19 protein-coding genes are annotated in these 19,944 nt (G+C 66.6%); 12 read left to right on the top strand and 7 right to left on the bottom strand.

The features are described from left to right. The first annotated feature begins 2 nt into the window (after positions 1-2). The 3 genes from HNS34_RS10125 to HNS34_RS10135 all read left to right on the top strand — a co-directional run bounded on the left by HNS34_RS10125 (position 3) and on the right by HNS34_RS10135 (position 3,819). Complete coding sequence (locus HNS34_RS10125; protein ID WP_172319948.1) at positions 3-1,358, top strand: aminotransferase class III-fold pyridoxal phosphate-dependent enzyme; 1,356 nt, start codon at positions 3-5, stop codon at positions 1,356-1,358. Positions 1,359-1,377: 19 nt separating this feature from the next. After that, positions 1,378-2,601 carry a Tm-1-like ATP-binding domain-containing protein gene (locus HNS34_RS10130; protein WP_172319949.1) on the top strand — a complete coding sequence of 408 codons (1,224 nt, stop codon included), beginning with the start codon at positions 1,378-1,380 and terminating at the stop codon, positions 2,599-2,601. A 69-nt stretch (positions 2,602-2,670) separates the two neighbouring features. Then, positions 2,671-3,819 (top strand): acyl-CoA dehydrogenase family protein, encoded by a 1,149-nt coding sequence (locus tag HNS34_RS10135; RefSeq protein ID WP_172319950.1) that lies wholly within the window; start codon positions 2,671-2,673, stop codon positions 3,817-3,819. Positions 3,820-3,887: 68 nt separating this feature from the next. Here HNS34_RS10135 and HNS34_RS10140 read toward each other — a convergent pair whose 3' ends face one another. Further along, positions 3,888-4,781 (bottom strand): transglutaminase-like domain-containing protein, encoded by an 894-nt coding sequence (locus HNS34_RS10140; RefSeq protein ID WP_172319951.1) that lies wholly within the window; start codon positions 4,779-4,781, stop codon positions 3,888-3,890. A 102-nt stretch (positions 4,782-4,883) separates the two neighbouring features. Here HNS34_RS10140 and HNS34_RS10145 point away from each other — a divergent pair, with 102 nt between their 5' ends. From HNS34_RS10145 to HNS34_RS10155, 3 genes are all read left to right on the top strand, one after another. Then, positions 4,884-5,765, top strand: a complete 882-nt coding sequence (locus HNS34_RS10145) for a transglutaminase family protein (RefSeq protein WP_214647463.1) — start codon at positions 4,884-4,886, stop codon at positions 5,763-5,765. A 62-nt stretch (positions 5,766-5,827) separates the two neighbouring features. Further along, on the top strand, positions 5,828-6,727 hold the full coding sequence (locus tag HNS34_RS10150) for an MBL fold metallo-hydrolase (protein WP_172319953.1): 900 nt from the start codon (positions 5,828-5,830) through the stop codon (positions 6,725-6,727). Positions 6,728-6,738: 11 nt separating this feature from the next. Further along, the gene (locus HNS34_RS10155) at positions 6,739-7,122 is read left to right on the top strand and encodes a rhodanese-like domain-containing protein (RefSeq protein ID WP_172319954.1); all 384 of its coding nucleotides are present in this window, start codon (positions 6,739-6,741) and stop codon (positions 7,120-7,122) included. A 116-nt stretch (positions 7,123-7,238) separates the two neighbouring features. Here HNS34_RS10155 and HNS34_RS10160 read toward each other — a convergent pair whose 3' ends face one another. The 3 genes from HNS34_RS10160 to HNS34_RS10170 form a co-directional block, all read right to left on the bottom strand. Then, a complete protein-coding gene (locus tag HNS34_RS10160; RefSeq protein WP_172319955.1) occupies positions 7,239-7,802 on the bottom strand; it encodes an amino acid synthesis family protein in 564 nt (187 codons plus the stop codon). A gap of 72 nt (positions 7,803-7,874) precedes the next feature. After that, positions 7,875-9,032 carry an acetylornithine deacetylase gene (gene argE, locus HNS34_RS10165; RefSeq protein WP_172319956.1) on the bottom strand — a complete coding sequence of 386 codons (1,158 nt, stop codon included), beginning with the start codon at positions 9,030-9,032 and terminating at the stop codon, positions 7,875-7,877. Further along, entirely contained in the window at positions 9,029-10,213 is a 1,185-nt protein-coding gene (locus HNS34_RS10170) for a M24 family metallopeptidase (protein WP_172319957.1), read from the bottom strand. The genes argE and HNS34_RS10170 overlap by 4 nt, the downstream gene beginning before the upstream one ends. A 137-nt stretch (positions 10,214-10,350) precedes the next feature. Here HNS34_RS10170 and HNS34_RS10175 point away from each other — a divergent pair, with 137 nt between their 5' ends. The 3 genes from HNS34_RS10175 to HNS34_RS10185 all read left to right on the top strand — a co-directional run bounded on the left by HNS34_RS10175 (position 10,351) and on the right by HNS34_RS10185 (position 11,879). After that, a complete protein-coding gene (locus tag HNS34_RS10175; protein ID WP_172319958.1) occupies positions 10,351-10,908 on the top strand; it encodes a pseudouridine synthase in 558 nt (185 codons plus the stop codon). Positions 10,909-10,943: 35 nt separating this feature from the next. Next, positions 10,944-11,327, top strand: coding sequence for a YbaN family protein (locus tag HNS34_RS10180; RefSeq protein WP_172319959.1), 384 nt, complete (start codon positions 10,944-10,946; stop codon positions 11,325-11,327). A 75-nt stretch (positions 11,328-11,402) separates the two neighbouring features. Beyond that, positions 11,403-11,879, top strand: a complete 477-nt coding sequence (locus tag HNS34_RS10185; protein ID WP_172319960.1) for a hypothetical protein — start codon at positions 11,403-11,405, stop codon at positions 11,877-11,879. A gap of 201 nt (positions 11,880-12,080) precedes the next feature. Here HNS34_RS10185 and glpK read toward each other — a convergent pair whose 3' ends face one another. Both glpK and glpD read right to left on the bottom strand, forming a co-directional pair. Next, positions 12,081-13,568, bottom strand: a complete 1,488-nt coding sequence (gene glpK / locus HNS34_RS10190) for a glycerol kinase GlpK (protein ID WP_172319961.1) — start codon at positions 13,566-13,568, stop codon at positions 12,081-12,083. Between the two features lie 26 nt (positions 13,569-13,594). Continuing rightward, complete coding sequence (gene glpD / locus HNS34_RS10195) at positions 13,595-15,142, bottom strand: glycerol-3-phosphate dehydrogenase (protein ID WP_172319962.1); 1,548 nt, start codon at positions 15,140-15,142, stop codon at positions 13,595-13,597. Between the two features lie 131 nt (positions 15,143-15,273). Between glpD and HNS34_RS10200 the strand changes: the two genes are divergently transcribed. Next, positions 15,274-16,044 carry a DeoR/GlpR family DNA-binding transcription regulator gene (locus tag HNS34_RS10200; RefSeq protein ID WP_172319963.1) on the top strand — a complete coding sequence of 257 codons (771 nt, stop codon included), beginning with the start codon at positions 15,274-15,276 and terminating at the stop codon, positions 16,042-16,044. Here the strand turns inward: HNS34_RS10200 and HNS34_RS10205 are convergent. After that, the gene (locus tag HNS34_RS10205; protein ID WP_172319964.1) at positions 16,019-16,711 is read right to left on the bottom strand and encodes an arylesterase; all 693 of its coding nucleotides are present in this window, start codon (positions 16,709-16,711) and stop codon (positions 16,019-16,021) included. The genes HNS34_RS10200 and HNS34_RS10205 overlap by 26 nt on opposite strands. Between HNS34_RS10205 and HNS34_RS10210 the strand changes: the two genes are divergently transcribed. Together HNS34_RS10210 and HNS34_RS10215 are read left to right on the top strand one after the other, a co-directional pair. After that, a complete protein-coding gene (locus tag HNS34_RS10210; protein WP_172319965.1) occupies positions 16,710-17,381 on the top strand; it encodes an ABC transporter ATP-binding protein in 672 nt (223 codons plus the stop codon). The two genes, HNS34_RS10205 and HNS34_RS10210, sit on opposite strands and share 2 nt — an antisense overlap. Then, positions 17,378-19,900, top strand: a complete 2,523-nt coding sequence (locus HNS34_RS10215; protein WP_172319966.1) for an ABC transporter permease — start codon at positions 17,378-17,380, stop codon at positions 19,898-19,900. Before HNS34_RS10210 ends, HNS34_RS10215 begins: the two co-directional genes overlap by 4 nt. The last annotated feature ends 44 nt before the right edge of the window (positions 19,901-19,944 follow it).

Consider the following 19,944-nt stretch of genomic DNA (forward strand, 5'->3'; position numbering starts at 1 on the left):
CGATGCGTGACCACAATTTCCTGACCGAGAACAACACCAAGCATCTCTGGCAGCCAATGGCCAACCCCGCCGAGGTCAAGGGCAACCCGCCCAGGATCATCACCGGGGCCGAGGGCGTGCGCATCACCGATATCGACGGCCATTCCATGATCGACGCCGTTGGGGGCCTCTGGAACGCCAATCTCGGCTATTCCTGCGAGCCGATCAAACAGGCCATCGCCGACCAGCTTCAGACCCTGCCCTATTATTCCAGCTTTCGGGGCACCATGCCCGGCCCCGCGATCGAACTGGCCTATGAGCTGCGCGAGTGGTTCGCCGAGGACGGGTTGACCCGCGCCTTCTTCACCTCCGGCGGCTCCGACAGCATCGACGTGTCCTTGCGGCTGGCCCGCCAATATCACAAGCTGCGCGGCGAGGGCGAACGGGTCAAGTTCATCTCCTTCAAGAAGGGCTATCACGGCACCCATTGGGGAGGTGCCTCGATCAACGGCAACGCCAATTTCCGGCGCAATTACGAGCCCCTCCTGCCCGGCTGCATCCACATCCCCGCGCCATACCCCTACCGCAACCCGTTCGGCGAGACCGACCCCGCGAGGCTGGCGCAACTGATCGCCGCCACGCTGGAGGACGAGATCGCCTTTAACGGCGCCACCACCATCGCCGCCTTCATCATGGAGCCGATCCTGGGCGCGGGCGGCGTGATCCCGCCGCATGAAACCCTGATGCCAATGATCCGCGAGATCTGCGACCGCAACGGCATCCTGCTTATCGCGGATGAGGTCATCACCGCCTTCGGCCGCACCGGGGCCTGGACCGGCAGCCGCCTCTGGGGCGTGCAGCCCGACATGACCTGTTTCGCCAAGGCCATCACCAACGCCTATTTCCCGATGGGCGGCGTGATGATCTCGGAACGTCTGGTTGACGCCTTCGAGACCTCCACCGACGCCACCGGCTCCATCGGTTCGGGCTACACCTATTCCGGCCACCCGGTCGGGGCTGCGGCGGCGCTAGCCTGTCTGGAGGAAACCAAACGCCTGAACGTCATCGAAAATGCCGCCGCGCGCGGCACGCAGCTTTACGAGGGCTGCAAACGGCTGATGGAAAAGCACGAGCTCATCGGCGATGTACGCGGCGGGCACGGAATGATGACGGCACTGGAATGTGTCGCCGACCGCGACAGCAAGGCGCCTGCGCCGGGGCCGAGAATGGCGAAGGTGCAGGAAACCGCCTATGCCGAGGGTGTGATGATCCGCGTCTCCGGCCCCAACATCATCCTCTCGCCGCCGCTGATCCTTGATGAAGCCGATGCAAGCGCCATCATCGACGCGCTCGATGCCGGGTTTACGGCGGCGGGCTGAAGCAAGGGGGGAGGATAAGATGAGCGACAAGACAATCCTGATCCTGGGAACCGGCGACACGAAATCGGACGAGATGCGCTATCTGTCGGACTGCATCACCGGCCAGGGCGCGCGCCCGCTGGTGATGGATGTCGGCGTGTTGGGCGAGCCTGAAGCCCATGTCGACATCACGCGGCACGAGGTGGCCGAGGCCGCGAACACCACGAACGCCGACATCATCGCGCTTGGCGACGAGAACCTCGCCATGGCCAAAACCTCCGAAGGGGCGGCGGCGCTGGCGCAGCGCTTGCAGCAGGCGGGCAAGGTCCACGGCATCCTGATCCTCGGCGGCACCATGGGCACCGATCTGGCGCTTGACGTGTGCAACGCCCTGCCGATGGGCTTTCCCAAGGTGATCGTGACCACGGTGGCCTTCTCGCCGCTCCTGCCCGGCCCCCGCATCGCGCCCGACGTGATGATGATCCTCTGGGCGGGCGGGCTCTATGGCCTGAACGCGATCTGCAAATCATCGCTCAGCCAGGCGGCGGGGGCCGTATTGGGGGCTGCCCGCGCGGTCGAAGCCCCGGACGCGACACGCCCCGTCATCGGCATGACCTCGCTCGGCACCTCGTCGCTCAAATACATCAAGGCGCTGAAACCGGCGCTGGAGGCGCGCGGTTTCGAGGTCGCGATCTTCCACACCACCGGCATGGGCGGGCAGGCGTTCGAGGCGCTGGCCGCCAAGGGGGCCTTCGCCTGCGTGATGGATTTCTCGCTGGTCGAGGTCTCGAACCACCTGCACGGCTCGGTCGTCAGCGCCGGGGCCACCCGCCTCACCGCGGCAGGGCGCGCGGGCATTCCCCAGATCATCGCACCGGGCGGTGTCAGCCTCATTGACATGCAGGCCTGGGCCGATCCGGACCCGCGCTTTGAGGGGCGCGAGATCCACGCCCATAACCGCCTGATCGCCTGCGCCCTGATGAGCCATGAGGAAAAGGCGCAGGCAGGCCGCGAAATCGCACGGAAGGCCGCCGCTGCGAAAGGCCCGGTGCGTGTTCTCATGCCCATTCAAGGCATCGACGAATGGGACCGCCCCGGCGGCCCGTTCCATGACCCCGACGGGCTGGCGCAACTGGCCGGGGCGCTGTCCGAGGCTCCGGGCTATGAGGCGCTGGACGCCCATATCAACGACGCGGCCTTTGCCGAACGGGCGCTTGAGATCCTCGACGGCTGGATCGCGGAGGGCACCGTGCCCCGTCCCTGACGTTGCGCGAGGCTTGCCAGACCGCGCGCCCCGCGCCACCATTCCCTGACTCAAGAGGGGGATGAGAGCATGCCGACCCACGCCTGGATGACCGACGACCACCGCGCCTTTGCCGACACTGTCAAACGGTTCCTGAGCGAGGAGTTTCAGCCCAACCGCGACACCTGGAAAGAGGCGGGGATGATCCCCAAGGACTTCTGGCGCAAGGCGGGCGATCTCGGCATTCTCGGCGCGACCGTGCCCGAGGAACATGGCGGCCTCGGCCTGTCTTACGGGTTTGATGTCGTCACCTTCCTGGAACAGGGCCGCATCGGCGACAGCGGGTGGGGCTTCTCGGTCCACAACATCGCCACGCATTACATCGCCGCCTATGGCACCGAGCAGCAACGCGCCCGCTGGCTGCCGAAACTGGCAAGCGGAGAGATGGTCGCCGCCATCGCCATGACCGAACCCGGCACCGGGTCGGACCTGCAAGCGGTCAAGACCACCGCGATTGCCGATGGCAACGAATACTGCCTGAACGGCTCCAAGACCTTCATCACCAATGGGGCCAGCGCCGACCTCATTGTGACCGTCGCCAAGACCGACCCGAAATCGCGCTCAAAGGGTGTCTCGCTGATGGTGGTGGAAACCGGTGGGCTTGAGGGGTTCAGCGTCGGGCGCAAGCTGGACAAGATGGGGATGCGCAGGAATGACACGGCGGAGCTGAGCTTCGACAATGTCCGCATCCCGCGTACGCATCTGTTAGGCGACGAGGAGGGGCAGGGGTTCTATCAATTGATGAAGCAACTGCCCTGGGAACGGCTGATCCTGGGCTATGGCGCGCTCGGCGCCTCCGAATGCGCGCTGGCGGTGACGCTGGACTACGTGCGCGAACGCCGCGCCTTCGGGCAGCGCATCATGGATTTCCAGAACACCCGCTTCAGGCTGGCCGAATGTGCCACCAAGGTGGAGATCCTCGCCGCCTTCCTCGACGCCTGCCTTGCGGAACTGGAACGGGGGACGCTGAGGGCCGAAAAGGCCGCGATGGCGAAATGGTGGGGCAGCCAGGCGCAATGCGAGATCGTGGATGAGTGCCTGCAACTGCATGGCGGCTATGGCTACATGAACGAATATCTTATAGCAGAACTTTACGCCGATGCGCGGGTGCAGAAGATTTATGGCGGCACCAACGAGATCATGAAGGAATTGATCGCGCGGGGGCTGGACAAGGACTGACTCCGGGGGTGCAAAGGGCCTTCGAAGGCCCTCATGAGGCTTTTCGAAAAGCCTTGGCCCGCCAACGCTCAGGCCACGCGCGCGGAAGACGGGAAGACCAGCGCCTCGCCCTCGGGCCGCGTGCGTAACATGTCGAGGATCTCGCCATCCTCCAGCCCATCCTCGATCCGGTCGGTCCAGACCCGGAAATAGCTCAGCCGGTAATCCCCGAAAGACGTGATCATCGCCACATCCGCCGCGTCAGAGCCGCGCACCATGAGAATACGGCCGATCCGGGGTTCGTTGTAGCGCGCGTCGAACGTATGCCACGCGCCGCCCAGGAACACCTCGAACCAGGCGCAGAAATCGCCTGCCCCCGAATCCGGCACGCCGATATCGCCCAGGTAGCCGCTGGCGTATCGCGCCGGAATGTTCATGGCCCGGCACAGCGAGATCGCCAGATGGGCGAAATCGCGACACACGCCGGTCTTCTCGCGGAACACGTCCGACGCCGTCTTGTTGGCGCGACCGAATTGGTAGCCGAAAGTGACGTGGCTATGGACAAATCCGGTGATGGCCTGCACGCGCGGCCATCCCTCCACAGTATAGCCGAACAACGCCCAAGCCTGCTGGATCAGGTTGTCGCTGTCACAATACCGGCTGGCCAAGAGGTGGGCCAGAACGTCGTCGGGCAGATCCTCAATGGCGTGCTGGCGCGCGTCCGGCACCTGGCGATCGGGTTGCGCGTCAAACTCGATGACACAGTCCGACCACATCCGCGTCGGCCCCACTGGCGCAACAATACGGGTGATCCGGTTGCCAAACTGGTCGTCATACGCCCGCGTCGGACAGTTGGCCGGAACGCGGACGAAATCCTCGCCGATCAGCCGCCCGATCACGTCACGATGCGTCGAAAGCGCCAGCAGCATGGGGACAGGTGACGTGCATTCGACATCAATCTCGAATCCGAAACGGATCAGCATCACTTCATCCTTGTTTTCAGGGTCGCTGGCGGCCAGGGTTCGGTGTCTCGGGAAGGCCTCGTGCCATCGGGGAAAATGCCTCAAACCCGGAAAGGTTCCCGTGTGCCCCGTATCCTGCGCATCCTACATCGGACCGAATACAATTACGACCGTCCTGTTTTTCTGCACCCGCATCACCTCATGTTGCGGCCCCGCGACGGACATGACCTGTGGGTCGATGACGCGTTCCTGACGATCAGACCCAAGGCGAGTTTGCGTTGGTATTTCGACACGTTCGGGAATTCCATCGCCGAAGCGACGTTCACCGAGCCCGCCAATCGCCTGGTGATCGAGAGCGAGTTGGTACTGCGCCGCTATGTCACCGAATTCATGTCCCGCCAGGACGGGCCGCATGTCTGTCCCTACCCCTTCACCTATTCCAAAGACGAAGCGCGCGACCTGTTTCCCTACATTGGCCTTGAGAATGAACACGATGCCGGGACGCTGGACGATTGGCTGAACGCGCATTTCACCGAACGACCGGATGGGGCCTTCCTGTTCCTGCGTCGTCTCAGCCACGCAATCCACCGCGAACTGGGCTATTCCAGCCGCGACGAGATGGGCACGCAGACAGCTGGCGAAACCATCGCCAGGGGGGAAGGCACCTGTCGGGATTTCGCATTTCTGTTCATGGAGGCCACGCGCCGTTTCGGGTTTGCCGCCCGTTTTGTCACCGGCTATCTGAACGATTCCGTAGGCGGGCCGGACGCGCCCGTCGGCGGCGGCGCGACCCATGCCTGGGCCGACGTCTTCGTTCCCGGTGAAGGCTGGGTCGAGTTCGACCCGACCAATCGAATCACGGCAGGCAGCGCCCTGATCCGGGTTGCGACCACCCGCACACCCGCACAGGCCTCGCCGGTCTCGGGCAGTTACGACGGCACCGAAGCGAGCTTCCTCGGCCTCTCCGTGTCCGTCGATGTGCGCGAAGTGGACAGCCCGGACTGACCCGGAACGGATGGAACCCCGCCGCCTGCCCGCCTGTTGTCCCCCGAAAGGAGGTTCGACAGATGACCTATTCCAGCACCAGCCCATCCACCGGCCCCGGCTCGCCCGAGGTGTTCGGGTTCTATGACGACGACACCGGCAGCATCCAGTATCTGGTCGCCGACCCTGAAACGTCCAAAGCGGCCCTGGTCGATGTTGTCCTGGGCTTCGACCCCGAAAGTGCCGCGACCCATTCCGCCGGGGCCGATGCGATCCTGTCCTTCGCGTCTTCCGAGGGGTTCGAGATCGAATGGATCCTCGACACCCACCCCCATGCGGATCACCTGATGGCGTCTTCCGTCCTCAAGGACCGGATCGGCAAACCCAATGCCATCGGCGAGAAGGTGAAAGAGATCGCGGAGCTCTGGCGCGACTATTACAACATGCCCGACGCGTTCGATCCGGCCCGCGATTTCGACCGCCTCTTCGCGGATGGCGATGAGTTTCAGATCGGAAACCTGCCGGTCCGCGTCATGCTGACCCCCGGTCATACGCTCGGCTCGATCACCTATGTGGTCGGCGACGACGCGGCCTTCGTCCATGACACCTTCATGCAGCCCGATGTCGGCACCTCGCGCGCCGATTTCCCCGGCGGCTCGGCAGGGGAGCTTTACGACAGCCTTCAGGCGATCCTGTCCCTGCCGGACCGCACCCGCCTCTTCATCGGACACGATTACGGCAGCGATTTTCGCGAAACGCCTGACTGGGTTTCGACCGTGGCCGAACAGCGCCGCCACAACGCCCATATCGGCGGCGGCGTGGCGAAAGCGGAGTACGTCACGACCAGGGAAGAGCGGGACAAGACCCTGGCCCTGCCCGACCGGATGCTGCACGTTCTGCAGATGAACCTGCGCGCGGGCCGCCTGCCCGAGCCGGAAAGCGAGGACAACCGCTACCTGAAAATCCCGCTGAACCGCTTTTGAAGGAGACCGGAATGGACACCGAGAAGACCGAGAACGGCACATTGGAGACATGGACGCCCGAGGAGGTCTCCAGGGCCTTTGAAGACCGCAAGATCGTGGTCATCGACGTGCGCACCCCGCAGGAATTCAACGTCGAGCGGATCGAAGGCGCGCTTCTGGCCCCGATGCAGGCGTTTCACCCCGAACACATGCCCGCCCAGGACGGCAAGCGCATCGTGTTCCACTGCGGCTCGGGCGCAAGGTCGGAAAAGGTGGCGCGGCTCTGTCTCGACCATGGCTTCGGTCGCGTCGCCCATATGAAGGGCGGTTTCGGGGCGTGGAAGGCGGCGGGCCTGCCCTATACCGGCACCGACATGGCCACCGGCGCGCCCAAGACGATGCGCAAGGAGAGTTGAGGGGCAAGCCCGCGTCGATGCGGGCTTGGGCAACGCGGGCGGCGAGGGCCTTCGAAGGCCCTCAGGAGGCTTTTCGAAAAGCCTCCCCCCGGCCCAACCGGACACCAAGACCTGCCTCAGACCCGCCCCGACCCCGCGCCACCCGGCCCCCGCCCACAGCGCGCAATCGGCCGCCCGCCATCGGCATAGGCCAGGAACATCACGATCTCGTCCAGCTTCGGCCCGTCGGGGATGCACAGCGTCATGGTGTCGAAATGATCGAAGGACCAGGGGTCGTCCTTGTGCCCCAGAGGCAGGTCGATCGACGCCCCCAGGGCGCCGAGCTTCACGTTGGACGGGATGACAGCCTCGCCGCCGCCCGCCGCCTTGCGCATCGGTGCGCCCAACCGGGGGTGAATCACGGCCCCACCATGCTCCATATCGCCCGCGACCCCGACAATCGCCGCTTTCCCGTAAGAGACCGGGGGATTTCCAAGCTGCGCGGCGGCTTGACCGGCCAACAATTCCCCCAGTTCCGCCCCGATTTCGAACAGCGGCGCCAGGTCGCTTTCAAACCGCCCCGCAAGCGGGTTCTGGAAGATCGCCCCGACCGCAACCCGCGTCACCGGCGGGCACGCCTCCCCATGCGCATCCGAGGTGATCACTTCGCGCAGAAACACGATCTTTCGCGCATGCCCCATATCCCGTCTCCCTATGTCCCGATTGCGGGATAGTGGCCGGGAACCGTGCCCTGTGTCGACTCAAACCTAAATCTACGTCAGCTTCCGGCTCAACCGCTCCAGCATGTCCAGGCAGGCCCCCAACTGGCTGACCTCCAGATATTCATCCGGCTTGTGGGCCTGATCAATCGACCCCGGCCCGCAGACGACAACGGACATGCCCAAGCCCTGGAACAGCCCGGCTTCCGTCCCGAAGGGCACCAGGCCCGCGCCATTGGCCCCGGTCAGTTCCATCGCCACGTCGCGCGCCTCGTTCTCGCTGGCGGGCTCCAGCCCGTCGACCTCGGCGATGGTCTCGGTCTCGATGCCCGCCTCGAGATGGACCGCCCGCATCGCAGGCAACAGCGTATGGGCGCAATACCCGGCCAGGTCCGCCTTGACGAACTCCGCATCCGATTTCTGCACCGGGCGCATCTCCCAATCCACCCGCGCGCGCCCCGGTATGACGTTACGCGCGACACCGCCCTGCAACGCGCCTGTGTTGATCGTGGTCCAGGCAGGTTCGAACCGGCTGCCCTCGGGCACCCGCGCGCGCAACCGGTCCTTGAGGTCCAAGAGGCGCCCGACATAGCGCGCCGCGTATTCCACCGCGTTCACACCCTGATCGGGGCCCGATCCATGCCCCTCCAACCCGGTGAAATGGGTCGAGTACTCGTAGCAGCCCTTGTGCCCCTCGATCACCCGCATCCGCGTGGGCTCCCCCACGATGGCCATGCTCGGCATCACCGCGCGCCCGCGCAACTGGTCGGCCAGCGCCTGCGCGCCGAGGCAGCCGGTCTCCTCGTCATAGCTGAAGCAGAAATGCACCGGCCGGGTCAGCGCGCGTTCGGCGAAGAGGGGTGCCATGGCGACGGCGGCGGCGATGAACCCCTTCATGTCGCAGGTGCCGCGCCCGTAGAGCCGACCCTCCTCCTCCAGCATGTCGAACGGATCGCTGGACCAGGCCTGATCGGTCACCGGCACCACGTCGGAATGACCCGAAAGCAGCACGCCGCCGGCCACATCCGGCCCGATCCGGGCCCAGAGATTGGCTTTGGCCCCGGTCGCGTCATGAAAGATCTCGACCCGCGCGCCCGCCTGTTCCAGCCGCGCGGCAAGGTGGTTGATCAACGCGACATTGCTGTCGGTCGAGACCGTCGGGAACCCGATCAGTTCCGCCAGCAGCGCGGTGGTGGTGGGCAGATCGGTCATGGCTTGACGAAGATCTTGCGCTCGACATCGGACAGAACCTCGGGCGGGCCGTTCTCGGTGATGATGATGGTCTCGGTCGTCTCGAGGCCCCAATCGTCCATCCACAGCGCGGGCATGAAGTGGAACACCATGCCGGGTTCCAGCACGGTCGTGTCCTCGGACCGGATCGAGGCCGTGCGCTCGCCCCAGTCGGGCGGGTAGCTGAGGCCGATGGGGTATCCCGCCCGCCCCTCGCGCTGGATGCCATGGCGCGCCAGCACACCGATCAGCGCATTGGCGATGTCGCAGGTCCGGTTGCCCGCCCGCGCCGCGTCCAGCCCCGCTTCGATGCCTTCAAGCTGCGCGGCCTCCGCGTCCAGCACCTCCTGCCCCGGTTGCCCCAGGAACACCGTCCGGCAGAGCGGCGCATGATAGCGGCGATAGACGCCGGAAAGCTCGAAGAACGTCGCCTCGCCCGCCCGCATCCGGTCGCCGTTCCAGGTCAGATGCGCGGCGGTCGCGTCCTTGCCCGACGGCGTCAGCGGCACGATGGCGGGATAATCGCCCCAGATATCGTCCACGCCCGCGATCGCGGCATGGGTGATCGCGGCCACCAGGTCATTCTTGCGCAACCCCGGCTCGGCCTTCTCCAACGCCACGCGCGTGATATGCGAGGAAATCCGCCCCGCCTTGCGGACAAATTCCAGCTCGACCTCGGATTTTACCAGCCGCTCCCAATTGACCAGCGCGGTGGCATCGGTGATCCGCGCATTGGGCAGTTCTGATACAAGAACCTGGTGCGCCTTGGCGGAGTAATAGTAATTCTCCATCTCGACGCCGATCCGCGCCCGCTCCAGCCCCATGATCCGCAAATGCCCGGCCAGGTCCTGCATCGGGTGCCGCTCGGTCGATTGCACGTAATGGTCGGCATAGCCCAGGATGGCGTCGGTCTCCATCCAGCAGGTCCGCCCGGCGCCCACGCTGTCCATGTAGCGCCCCCACCAGACCGGCGGGCCGTCATGGGTCAGGATCACGCCCTGGTGGACATAGAAGGACCAGCCATCATAGCCGGTCAGCCAGGCCTGGTTCGACGGGTCGGTGACAAAGATCGCGTCCAGCCCGGCGCGCGCCATCGCGGCGCGGGTGCGGGCGATGCGGCGGTCATACTCGGCTTGCGCGAACGGGGCGGCACCGGCGGGCATGGCGGGGTCCTTCCTGATTGTCTGTATCCGGCCACGCTCAATCATTAGGGGCTTTCGGACAAGACCATTTCCGGCACCCCCCTTGCCTGATTGCGACCAATCGGCCAGTGATTGCGGCATCGGCAAAGGTGCGCGGCATGACGACAGTGATCCTCTTCAACAAACCCCATGATGTGCTGTCGCAATTCACCGACAAGGGCAGCATCGGCAGCCCGCGCAAGACGCTCTCCGACTATATCGAGTTTCCCGGCGTCTATCCCGCAGGCCGGCTGGACCGCGACAGCGAGGGGCTGATGGTGCTGACCGATGACGGCCGCTTGCAGGCAAGGATCACGCAGCCGCGCGCCAAGATGGCCAAGACCTACCTGGCCCAGGTCGAGGGCGCGCCATCGCCCGGGCAGATCGCGGCGCTCCGCTCCGGTGTGACCCTCAAGGATGGTCCCACCCGCCCCGCCGGGGCCCGCCTCATCGACCCGCCCGAGATCTGGCCGCGCGTGCCGCCGGTCCGGTTCCGCAAATCGGTGCCCGATGCCTGGATCGAGCTGACCCTGACCGAGGGGCGCAACCGCCAGGTCCGGCGCATGACCGCCGCGGTGGGTCTGCCGACCCTGCGCCTGATCCGCTGGCGCATCGGGGGTTGGAGCCTTGACGGCATCGCGCCGGGCACATGGATCCACGCCCCGCCCCGGACCTGATTTACAAAGCCGCAAACCCGGCCTATGCCCGCGCCATGCAAGAGCCTTCCCCGACCCGCCTCGGCCGCCTGCCCTGGATCATCCTGGGCTGGCTCTGCGTCGTGCTCGGCTTCATCGGGGTGGCGCTGCCGATCCTGCCGACGACGCCGTTCCTGATCCTCGCCGCCATCGCCTTCGGCAAAAGCTCACCGCGGCTGCGCGCCTGGCTGCTGGCGCACCCGGTTTTCGGCGGCCCGATCCGCGATTGGGAAGGCAGCGGCGCGATCCGCCCGCGCCACAAGATCCTCGCATGCACCTCGATGGCCCTGATCCTGATGGGGAGCCTTCTGGCCGGACTGAGCGCGACGATCCTGATCATCCAGGGCCTCGCCATTGGGGGGGCCGCCAGCTTCATCCTCAGCCGTCCCAATGGCGACTAGGGCGGCCACTTTCCTTGAAACTCAACGGGAATCACGGAATCCTGCGGCAACATCCCCAGTCGTGAAAGGTATGAGATGACCCGGCTTCTTTTCGTCCTCACTCTGTGCTGCACGCCGCTCGGCGCAGCCGCCCAGACCCTCACGCTCGCCTCGCTCTTCGAGGACGCCTGCCTGGCCCCGTTCGATCTCTTCTTCGGGCAAACCGAGGACGTGCTGCGCGGTCACGGGTTCGAGGTCCAGGCGAGTGGAATGACGACCGAGTTCACTCATGAAGACACCGGAATGACAGGGTCCTACTCCGCCAATCCCGAAAACCCGTTCTGCACGATCCACGACCCCCGCGCCACGCCCGAGGAAGCATCGCGGACGGCGCAGACCCTGCTGGCCGCGTCCTACGATGAAACACCGCAGCCGGTTCCCGCGAATGACGGGCAGACGGCCTGGGGCATTTCCCGTGGCGGCTGCTGCTACCTGACGGTGCAGATCGACGACCGCAACCCGATGGATGTCCGCGAGGGGGCCACGATGCGCCTGCTGGTGCAGGACCGCTGAGTCCTTACCGCCTGCACAAAGAAAGAGATTCAATGCCTCCGGCGGGGATATTTTCGGAACAAAGAAGGAGCGGTTAACCTTAACCGCGCGGGCAATTGAGGGTCTGACTCAAGCTTCTTTGTTCTGGAAATATCCCGGGGAGCGCGAGGGGCTGGCCCCTCGCACCGGTCGGATTGCGAAGCAATTCGAAGCCATAATACGCTACCGGCTGAGGGTCCGCGCCACCGCATCCTTCCACCCGGCATAGCGCGCCTCGCGGGTCGCCTCTGCCATCACAGGCTCGAACTCCCGCTCCAGCGCCCAGGTCTCGGCGAAACCGTCGCGATCCGGGTAGAGCCCCGCCTGCATCCCCGCCAGCCAGGCCGCGCCAAGCGCCGTCGTCTCCAGCACCTGCGGCCGATGCACTTTCGCGCCGAGGATGTCGGCCAGGAACTGCATGGTCCAGTCCGAGGCACTCATGCCGCCATCGATGCGCAGGATGCTCTCGCCGCCCGCATCGCCCCAATCGTCATGCATCGCCTCGTAGAGGTCGCGGGTCTGAAAGCCGACGCTTTCCAGCGCCGCCCGGGCGAATTCCTCGGGCCCCGATCCGCGCGTCAGGCCAAAGACCGCGCCGCGGCATTCCGCATCCCAATAGGGTGCGCCAAGCCCGGTGAAGGCGGGCACGAGGTAGAGCTCCTGCTCCGCATCCGCCGCCTCGGCCAGCGCTTGGCTTTCGGCGGCGCTCTCGATGATCTTCAGCCCGTCGCGCAGCCATTGCACCACCGCGCCCGCAATGAAAATCGAGCCTTCCAGCGCATAGGTCGGTGTGCCGTCGAACTGGTAGGCAATCGTCCCGAGCATCCGGTTGCGGCTTTCCACAAGCGTATCGCCAGTGTTGAGCAGCGCGAAACAGCCCGTCCCGTAGGTCGATTTCATCATGCCGGGCTGGAAACAGGCTTGCCCGATCGTGGCCGCCTGCTGGTCGCCCGCGACGCCCAGGATCGGCACCTCGGCGCCCAGGTGATCCGCGATCGCATCGCCGAATTGCGCCGCGCAATCCTTGACCTCGGGCAGCAGGCCCAGGGGGATGTTCAGCAGCCCGCAGATCTCCGCGTCCCACTGCCCCTCGCGGATATTATAGAGAAGCGTCCGTGCCGCGTTGGTGGCATCCGTCACATGTGAGGCGCCCCCGGTCAGCCGCCAGATCAGGTAGCAGTCGACGGTCCCGAACATGAGCTTGCCCGCCTCGGCCTTCTCGCGCGCGCCGTCCACGTTCTCCAGCATCCAGGCCAGCTTGGTGCCCGAGAAATAGGGGTCCAGCAGCAGGCCGGTCCTTTCCTGCACCATTGCCTCGTGCCCCGCCTCGCGCAGCGCCGCGCAGAGGCCCGAGGTCCGCCGGTCCTGCCAGACAATCGCGCGATGCACGGGGTCGCCGGTCTCACGATCCCACAACAGCGTCGTCTCGCGCTGGTTGGTGATGCCGATCCCCGCCAGGTCCGCCGCCGCAACGCCCGCCTTCTCCAGCGCCGCGCGGGCCGTCGAGATCACGGTGCCCCAGATATCCTCGGCCTCATGCTCGACCCACCCCGAGGCCGGGAAATGCTGCGTGAACTCCTCCTGCACCGAGGCGACCGGCTGCATCTGCGCGTCAAAAACAATCGCCCGGCTCGACGTGGTTCCCTGATCAATCGCAAGAATATGGGTCATGGCGGCCCCCTCCCTTTTGCCCCAGATCACGCGCTGCGCATGAAACTGTCAATCTCCGCGATCTGGCCCTCGCTCAAGCGCAGCCCCAGTTTCGACCGACGCCAGACCACATCCTCCGCCGTCACCGCGTATTCGCGCGCCATCAGCCAGCGCAACTCGGCCTCGCTCAGGCTCGCGCCAAAATCGCGGCCCAGGTCATCCGCGCTCTCTGCATCGCCCAGGATCTCGCGCGCCTCGGTGCCATAGGCGCGGATCAGCCGCTTCGCCCATCGCGCGTCGAGGAACGGGAAATCCGCGCGCAAGCCGTCGATCAGGTCTTCGACGCCATCCACCGGGAAATCGCCCCCCGGCATCGCAACGCCCGCCGTCCAGTCGCCCCCCATCTCGGGAAACGCCCCGCGCAGCTTCGCCAAGGCCGCCTCGGCCAGCTTGCGGTAGGTGGTGATCTTGCCGCCGAACACGTTCAGCACCGGGGCCCCGGTCGCGTCCAGCGACAGCACGTAATCGCGCGTCGCCGCCGTCGCCGATTTCGCGCCGTCATCATAGAGCGGACGCACGCCGGAATAGGTCCAGACCACATCTTCGGGCCGCAAGGGGTTCGCGAAATATTCCGAGGCGAAGCGGCACAGGTAATCGCGTTCGGCATCGGTGCAGACCGGGTTGCCGGGGTCGCCCTCGTGATCCAGGTCGGTGGTGCCGATCAGGGTGAAATCCGTCTCATACGGAATGGCGAAGATGATCCGGCCATCCTCGCCCTGAAAGAAATAGGCCTTGTCGTGGTCATGCAGCTTCGGCACCACGATATGGCTGCCGCGCACCAGCCGCACATCCTCATTGGATTGCAGATGCGCCACCTCGTGGATGATCCGCCCCACCCAGGGGCCACCCGCATTGACCAGCGCGCGCGCCCGGTAGGTCTCGACCGCCCCGCCGCGCTCCACCGTAACCTGCCAGACGTCCTCCACCCGCTCGGCCTGGATCACCCTGGCCCGCGTCATGATCTGCGCGCCACGCGCCTCGGCATCGCGGGCGTTCAGGACGACCAGCCGCGCATCCTCGACCCAACAATCCGAATATTCATAGGCGCGCTGGAATTTCGGATCCAGCGGCGCGCCCTCGGGGCTGCCTTGCAGGCGCAGCGTTTCGGTTCCGGGCAGGATCTTGCGCCCGCCGAGGTTGTCGTAGAGGAACAGCCCCAACCGGATCAGCCAGGCCGGGCGGCGGCCCTTCATCCACGGCATCACGAAGGACAAGACGCGCGAGGTCGGCGTCTCGGATTCGAACCGCATATCCGGGTGATAGGGCAGCACGAAGCGCATCGGCCAGCTGATATGCGGCATCGCGCGCAGCAGGGTTTCGCGCTCGACCAGCGCCTTCTTCACCAGCCCGAACTCGAAGAACTCCAAATACCGCAACCCGCCATGGAAAAGCTTGGTGGAGGCCGACGAGGTCGCCCCGCCAAGATCGCCCATTTCCGCCAGCGCCACCGACAGGCCCCGGCCCGCCGCATCGCGGGCAATGCCGCAGCCGTTGATACCGCCGCCGATGATGAAGAGATCGTAGATGCGACTCACGGGGGGTCATCCTTCTGAAACTCGCTTCTCCCTTGCCATTCAGTGTTCGTTTTGTCAATTTTCATGTTCGCTTTTATTCCCTTCCCCGCAAGGTTGCATCGGCTATAAAATGATCGACAAGGAGAGAGCCCATGCCCATGACCCCGCGCCAATCCGACATCCTGACCCGTGCCCGCAACGATGGCCGTGTTATGGTCGAGGATCTGGCGCGCGATTTCGGCGTCACCGTCCAGACCATCCGCCGCGACCTGACCGAGATGTGCGACGCCCGCCTCCTGGAGCGGATCCACGGCGGCGCGGTCCTGCCCTCGGGGATCACCAATATCGGCTATGAAGACCGCCGCCGCCTCAATGCCGAGGCGAAGGAGGCCATTGCGCGCACCTGCGCAGACCTGATCCCGCATGGCGCCTCGCTGCTGCTCAATATCGGCACCACGACCGAGGCGGTGGCCCGCGCGCTTTCCGCCCATTCCGGCCTGATGGTGGTGACCAACAACATGAACGCGGCACAGATCCTTGCGGGCAATCCGTCCTGCGAAGTTGTGCTGACGGGCGGTGCGCTGCGCCGCTCGGATGGCGGGCTGGTCGGCGACCTGGCGGTGCAGACCATCCGCCAGTTCAAGGTCGACATCGCCGTCATAGGCGCCTCGTCGCTGGACGCGCAGGGCGACCTGCTGGATTTCGACATTCAGGAGGTGCGGGTGGCCCGCGCCATCCTGGAACAGGCCCGCACCAGCATCCTCGTCGCCGATCAGGGCAAGCTGAAACGCGCCGCGCCCGTGCGCATCGCCTCGCTCGGGGCGCTGGATATCTGGGTGACCGACAGCGATCCGCCGCCCGCCCTGCGCACCCGCTGCGAGGTGACGGCGACCGAGATCAGGGTTGCCCCGCCCGCTGAATGAGCGCCTCGACCGCCGGGCCGATATCCTCGACGATCCGCGCCACGCCGGCCGCATTGGGGTGCAGCCCGTCGGCCTGGATATAGCGCGGCAGGAACCCCTCCTGGCCGGACGTGTCCACCCCCGAGATCGCGCCGAGGAAATCCTCGTGGAAGAGGGCGCCATGCGCCTCGGCCAGTTCGGGATACATCGCGTCATAGGCCGCCTGGTACTCCTCGCCGAAATTGTTGAAGGCGCGCATCCCGATCACCAGAACCTCGACCCCTGCCGCATCCGCCGCACTCAATATCCCGTCAAGGTTCGCACGGCTCACGCCCGGGTCGATCCCGCGCAACAGGTCATTGCCGCCAAGCGCCACGATCATGCCATCGACATCGTCGCCAAGCGTCCAGTCCACCCGCGCCAGCCCGCCCGCCGTGGTATCGCCCGACACGCCCGCATTGATCAGCCGCACGTCATGGCCGCGCCCATCCAGCCAGTCCTGCAATTGCGGCACCAGCCCCTGCCCGCGCGGCAACCCGTAGCCCGCCGTCAGGCTATCGCCAAGGGCGGCGATCACCACCTCCTGGGCCTGAACGGGGGCCGCAAGCGCCAACCAGACCGCTATCGCCTTGCCGATCCCCCCCATCGCCCCATATCGAGGGGACACCTTGCGCCGGAGCCACGCCATGACTGCCCCCATCCTCGACCTCGATGACGTGTCGCTGCGGCTTTCCGGCAATGCGGGGCCGGTCGATATCCTGCATGCCATCACGCTACAGGTGGCGGGCGGCGAAACGCTCGGGCTGGTGGGGCCATCGGGGTCGGGCAAATCGTCTCTCCTCATGCTCATGGGCGGGCTGGAACGCGCCAGCACCGGCAGCATCCGCGCCATGGGCCATGACCTTACCCGTTTGAACGAAGATCGGCTGGCCCGGTTCAGAAGGGACAATATGGGGGTGGTTTTCCAATCCTTCCACCTCATCCCGACAATGACCGCGCTGGAGAACGTCGCCACACCGCTGGAACTGGCCGGCCACCGCGACGCCTTCGCCCGCGCCGAGGCGGAGCTTGAGGCCGTGGGGCTTGCCCATCGCACCGGCCATTATCCCGGCCAGCTTTCGGGCGGCGAGCAGCAGCGCGTGGCGCTGGCCCGTGCCGCCGCGCCCCGGCCCGCGATCCTCCTGGCGGATGAACCCACCGGCAACCTGGATGCCGCCAACGGGGCCGCGATCATGGACCTTCTGTTTGGCCTGCGCGACCGGCACGGGGCCACGCTGATCCTGGTCACCCACGCGCCGGAGCTCACCGCGCGCTGCGACCGCGTGATCCGCCTGCGCGACGGGCGCATCGCCGCATGACCCCTGCGCTCGGCATCGCCAGACGGGAATTGCGCGGCGGCCTCAGGGGCTTCCGCATCTTCCTTGCCTGCCTCACCCTCGGAGTCGCGGCCATCGCGGCGGTCGGCTCGGTCCGTGTCTCGATCGACCAGGGCCTGACCCGCGAAGGCGCGGTGATCCTGGGCGGCGATGCACAGATCAGCCTGCCCCTGCGCCGCGCCAGTGCGGAGGAACGCACCTGGATGGAGGGCCGCGCCGCCACGGTTTCGGAAACCCTCGACTTCCGCGCCATGGCGGTGGTGGAGGGGGACGGCGAAACCCAACGTGCGCTTACCCAGATCCGCGCGGTGGACGGGGCCTATCCGCTTTATGGCGCGGTCGGCCTCGCCCCGGCGATGACGATGCAGGAGGCGCTGGAGGCGCGCACCTTGCCCGGCGTGGTCATGCACCCCGCCCTGATCGCGCAACTTGATCTGGCAATCGGCGACACTGTCACATTCGGCACCGGCGATTTCGAGCTGCGCGCCGCGCTGGAGAACGAACCGGATATGGCCGGCGGCAATTTCGGCCCCGGCCCGCGCAGCATCGTCGCGCTCTCGGCGCTCGCGGGCACCGGCCTCGCCACGCAGGGCACACTTTACGACAGCCAATACCGCCTCGCGCTGGCCCAGGGCACCGATATCGAAGCGCTGAAGGGCGCCGCCCGCCGCCAGTTCGCGGAAACCGGGTTCGGCTGGCGCGATGCCCGCAACGCCGCGCCTGCGCTGCGCCGTTTTACCGACCGGATCGGCGCGTTCCTGGTCCTCGTGGGGCTCGCTGGTCTGGCCGTCGGCGGCATCGGCATATCCGCCGCGATCCGCAGCTACCTTGAGGGCAAGACCGCCACCATCGCCACGCTGAAGACCCTCGGCGCGACCAGGGCCACCATCTTCGCCGCCTACCTCGCGCAGATCGCCGCGCTGACCCTTCTGGGCCTCGCCCTCGGCCTGATCCTCGGCGCGCTCCTCCCCTTGGTCCTCGCCCCGATCATCGAGACACAGCTGCCCGTCACCGCCGCCGTCGGCCTGCATCCCCGCCCGCTGGCCGAGGCCGCGCTCTACGGCACGCTCACCGCGCTCATCTTCACGCTCTGGCCGCTGGCGCGCGGCGCCGATATCCGCCCCGCCGCCCTCTACCGGCAGGCGCTGACCGGCAATCGCGGCTGGCCCCGCTGGCCCATCCTCGCCCTCACCGCCCTGCTTGCCGTGACGCTCGCCGGGTCCGCCGCGCTCCTCTCGGGCCTGCCCCGCATGACCCTCTGGGCCGCTGCCGGCATCCTCGCCGCGCTCATTGTCCTGAGCCTCACCGCCTGGCTCATCCGCCGCCTCGCCCGCGCGCTGGCCCGCTCCCGCCTGGCACGGGGGCGCAGCACGATCCGCCTCGCCCTCGGCGCGGTCGGCGGGCCCGGCTCGGACACCACCAGCACGATCCTGTCGCTCGGCCTCGGCCTTTCGGTGCTGGCCGGCGTGGGCCAGATCGACACCAACCTGCGCGCTGCAATCCAGACCGAGCTGCCCGACCGCGCACCCTCCTATTTCTTCATCGACATCCAGACCGACCAGCTGGCCGATTTCCTCGCCCGTACCGAAACCGATCCCGGCGTCACCCGGGTCGAGACCGCACCCATCCTGCGCGGCTTCGTGACCCGCATCGACGGCCAACCGGCGGAAGAGGTCGCGGGCGAACACTGGATCCTGCACGGCGACCGGGGCGTGACCTATCGCGCCACCCCGCCGCCCGAGGAACAGATCGTCGCGGGCAGCTGGTGGGCGCAGGACTACACCGGCCCGCCCCTGATGGGTTTCGCGGCGGAAGAAGCGCGCGAGATCGGCATCGGCATCGGCTCAGAGATCACCGTCAACCTCCTGGGCCGCGACATCACCGCGACCGTGGCGGCCCTGATCGAGGTCGATTTCTCCGACGCAGGCATCGGCTTCGTCATGACGCTGAACCCCTCGGCGCTCGCCGGGGCTCCGCACACCTATATCGCCACCGTCTACGCGGAAGAACCCGCCGAGGCCCCCCTCCTGCGCGACATCGCCGGGGCCGCGCCCAACATCACCGCGATCCGGGTGCGTGACGCGATCGACCAGGTCGCGCAGGCCCTGCAAGGCATCGCGGCGGCCACCTCCTGGGGCGCGGCGGCGACGCTTCTGACCGGGCTTCTGGTCCTCATCGGCGCGGCGGCGGCGGGCGAACGCGCGCGCATCCAGGAAGCCGCGATCCTCAAGACCCTCGGCGCCAGCCGTGCCCGCATCCTCGCCAGCTTCGCCCTGCGCGCCGCGATCCAGGGCGCGGCGGCGGGCGTCATCGCGGTTGGCGCGGGCACCTTGGCGGGATGGGCGGTGATGCGCTTCGTGATGGAGGGCAGCTATACCTTTCACGCCGCCTCCGCCGTCGCCATCATCCTGGGCGGCGCAACCCTCAGCCTGCTGGCGGGGCTGGTCTTTGCCTGGCGACCGCTGGCCGCCCGCCCCGCCCGTATCCTGCGCACCCAATAGGCACCGATTATAGACCGCAACCGCGCCCTGCCCCTTGTTTTTCG

The organism is Alterinioella nitratireducens (genome assembly GCF_013155465.1).
Taxonomy (GTDB): Bacteria; Pseudomonadota; Alphaproteobacteria; order Rhodobacterales; family Rhodobacteraceae; genus Alterinioella; species Alterinioella nitratireducens.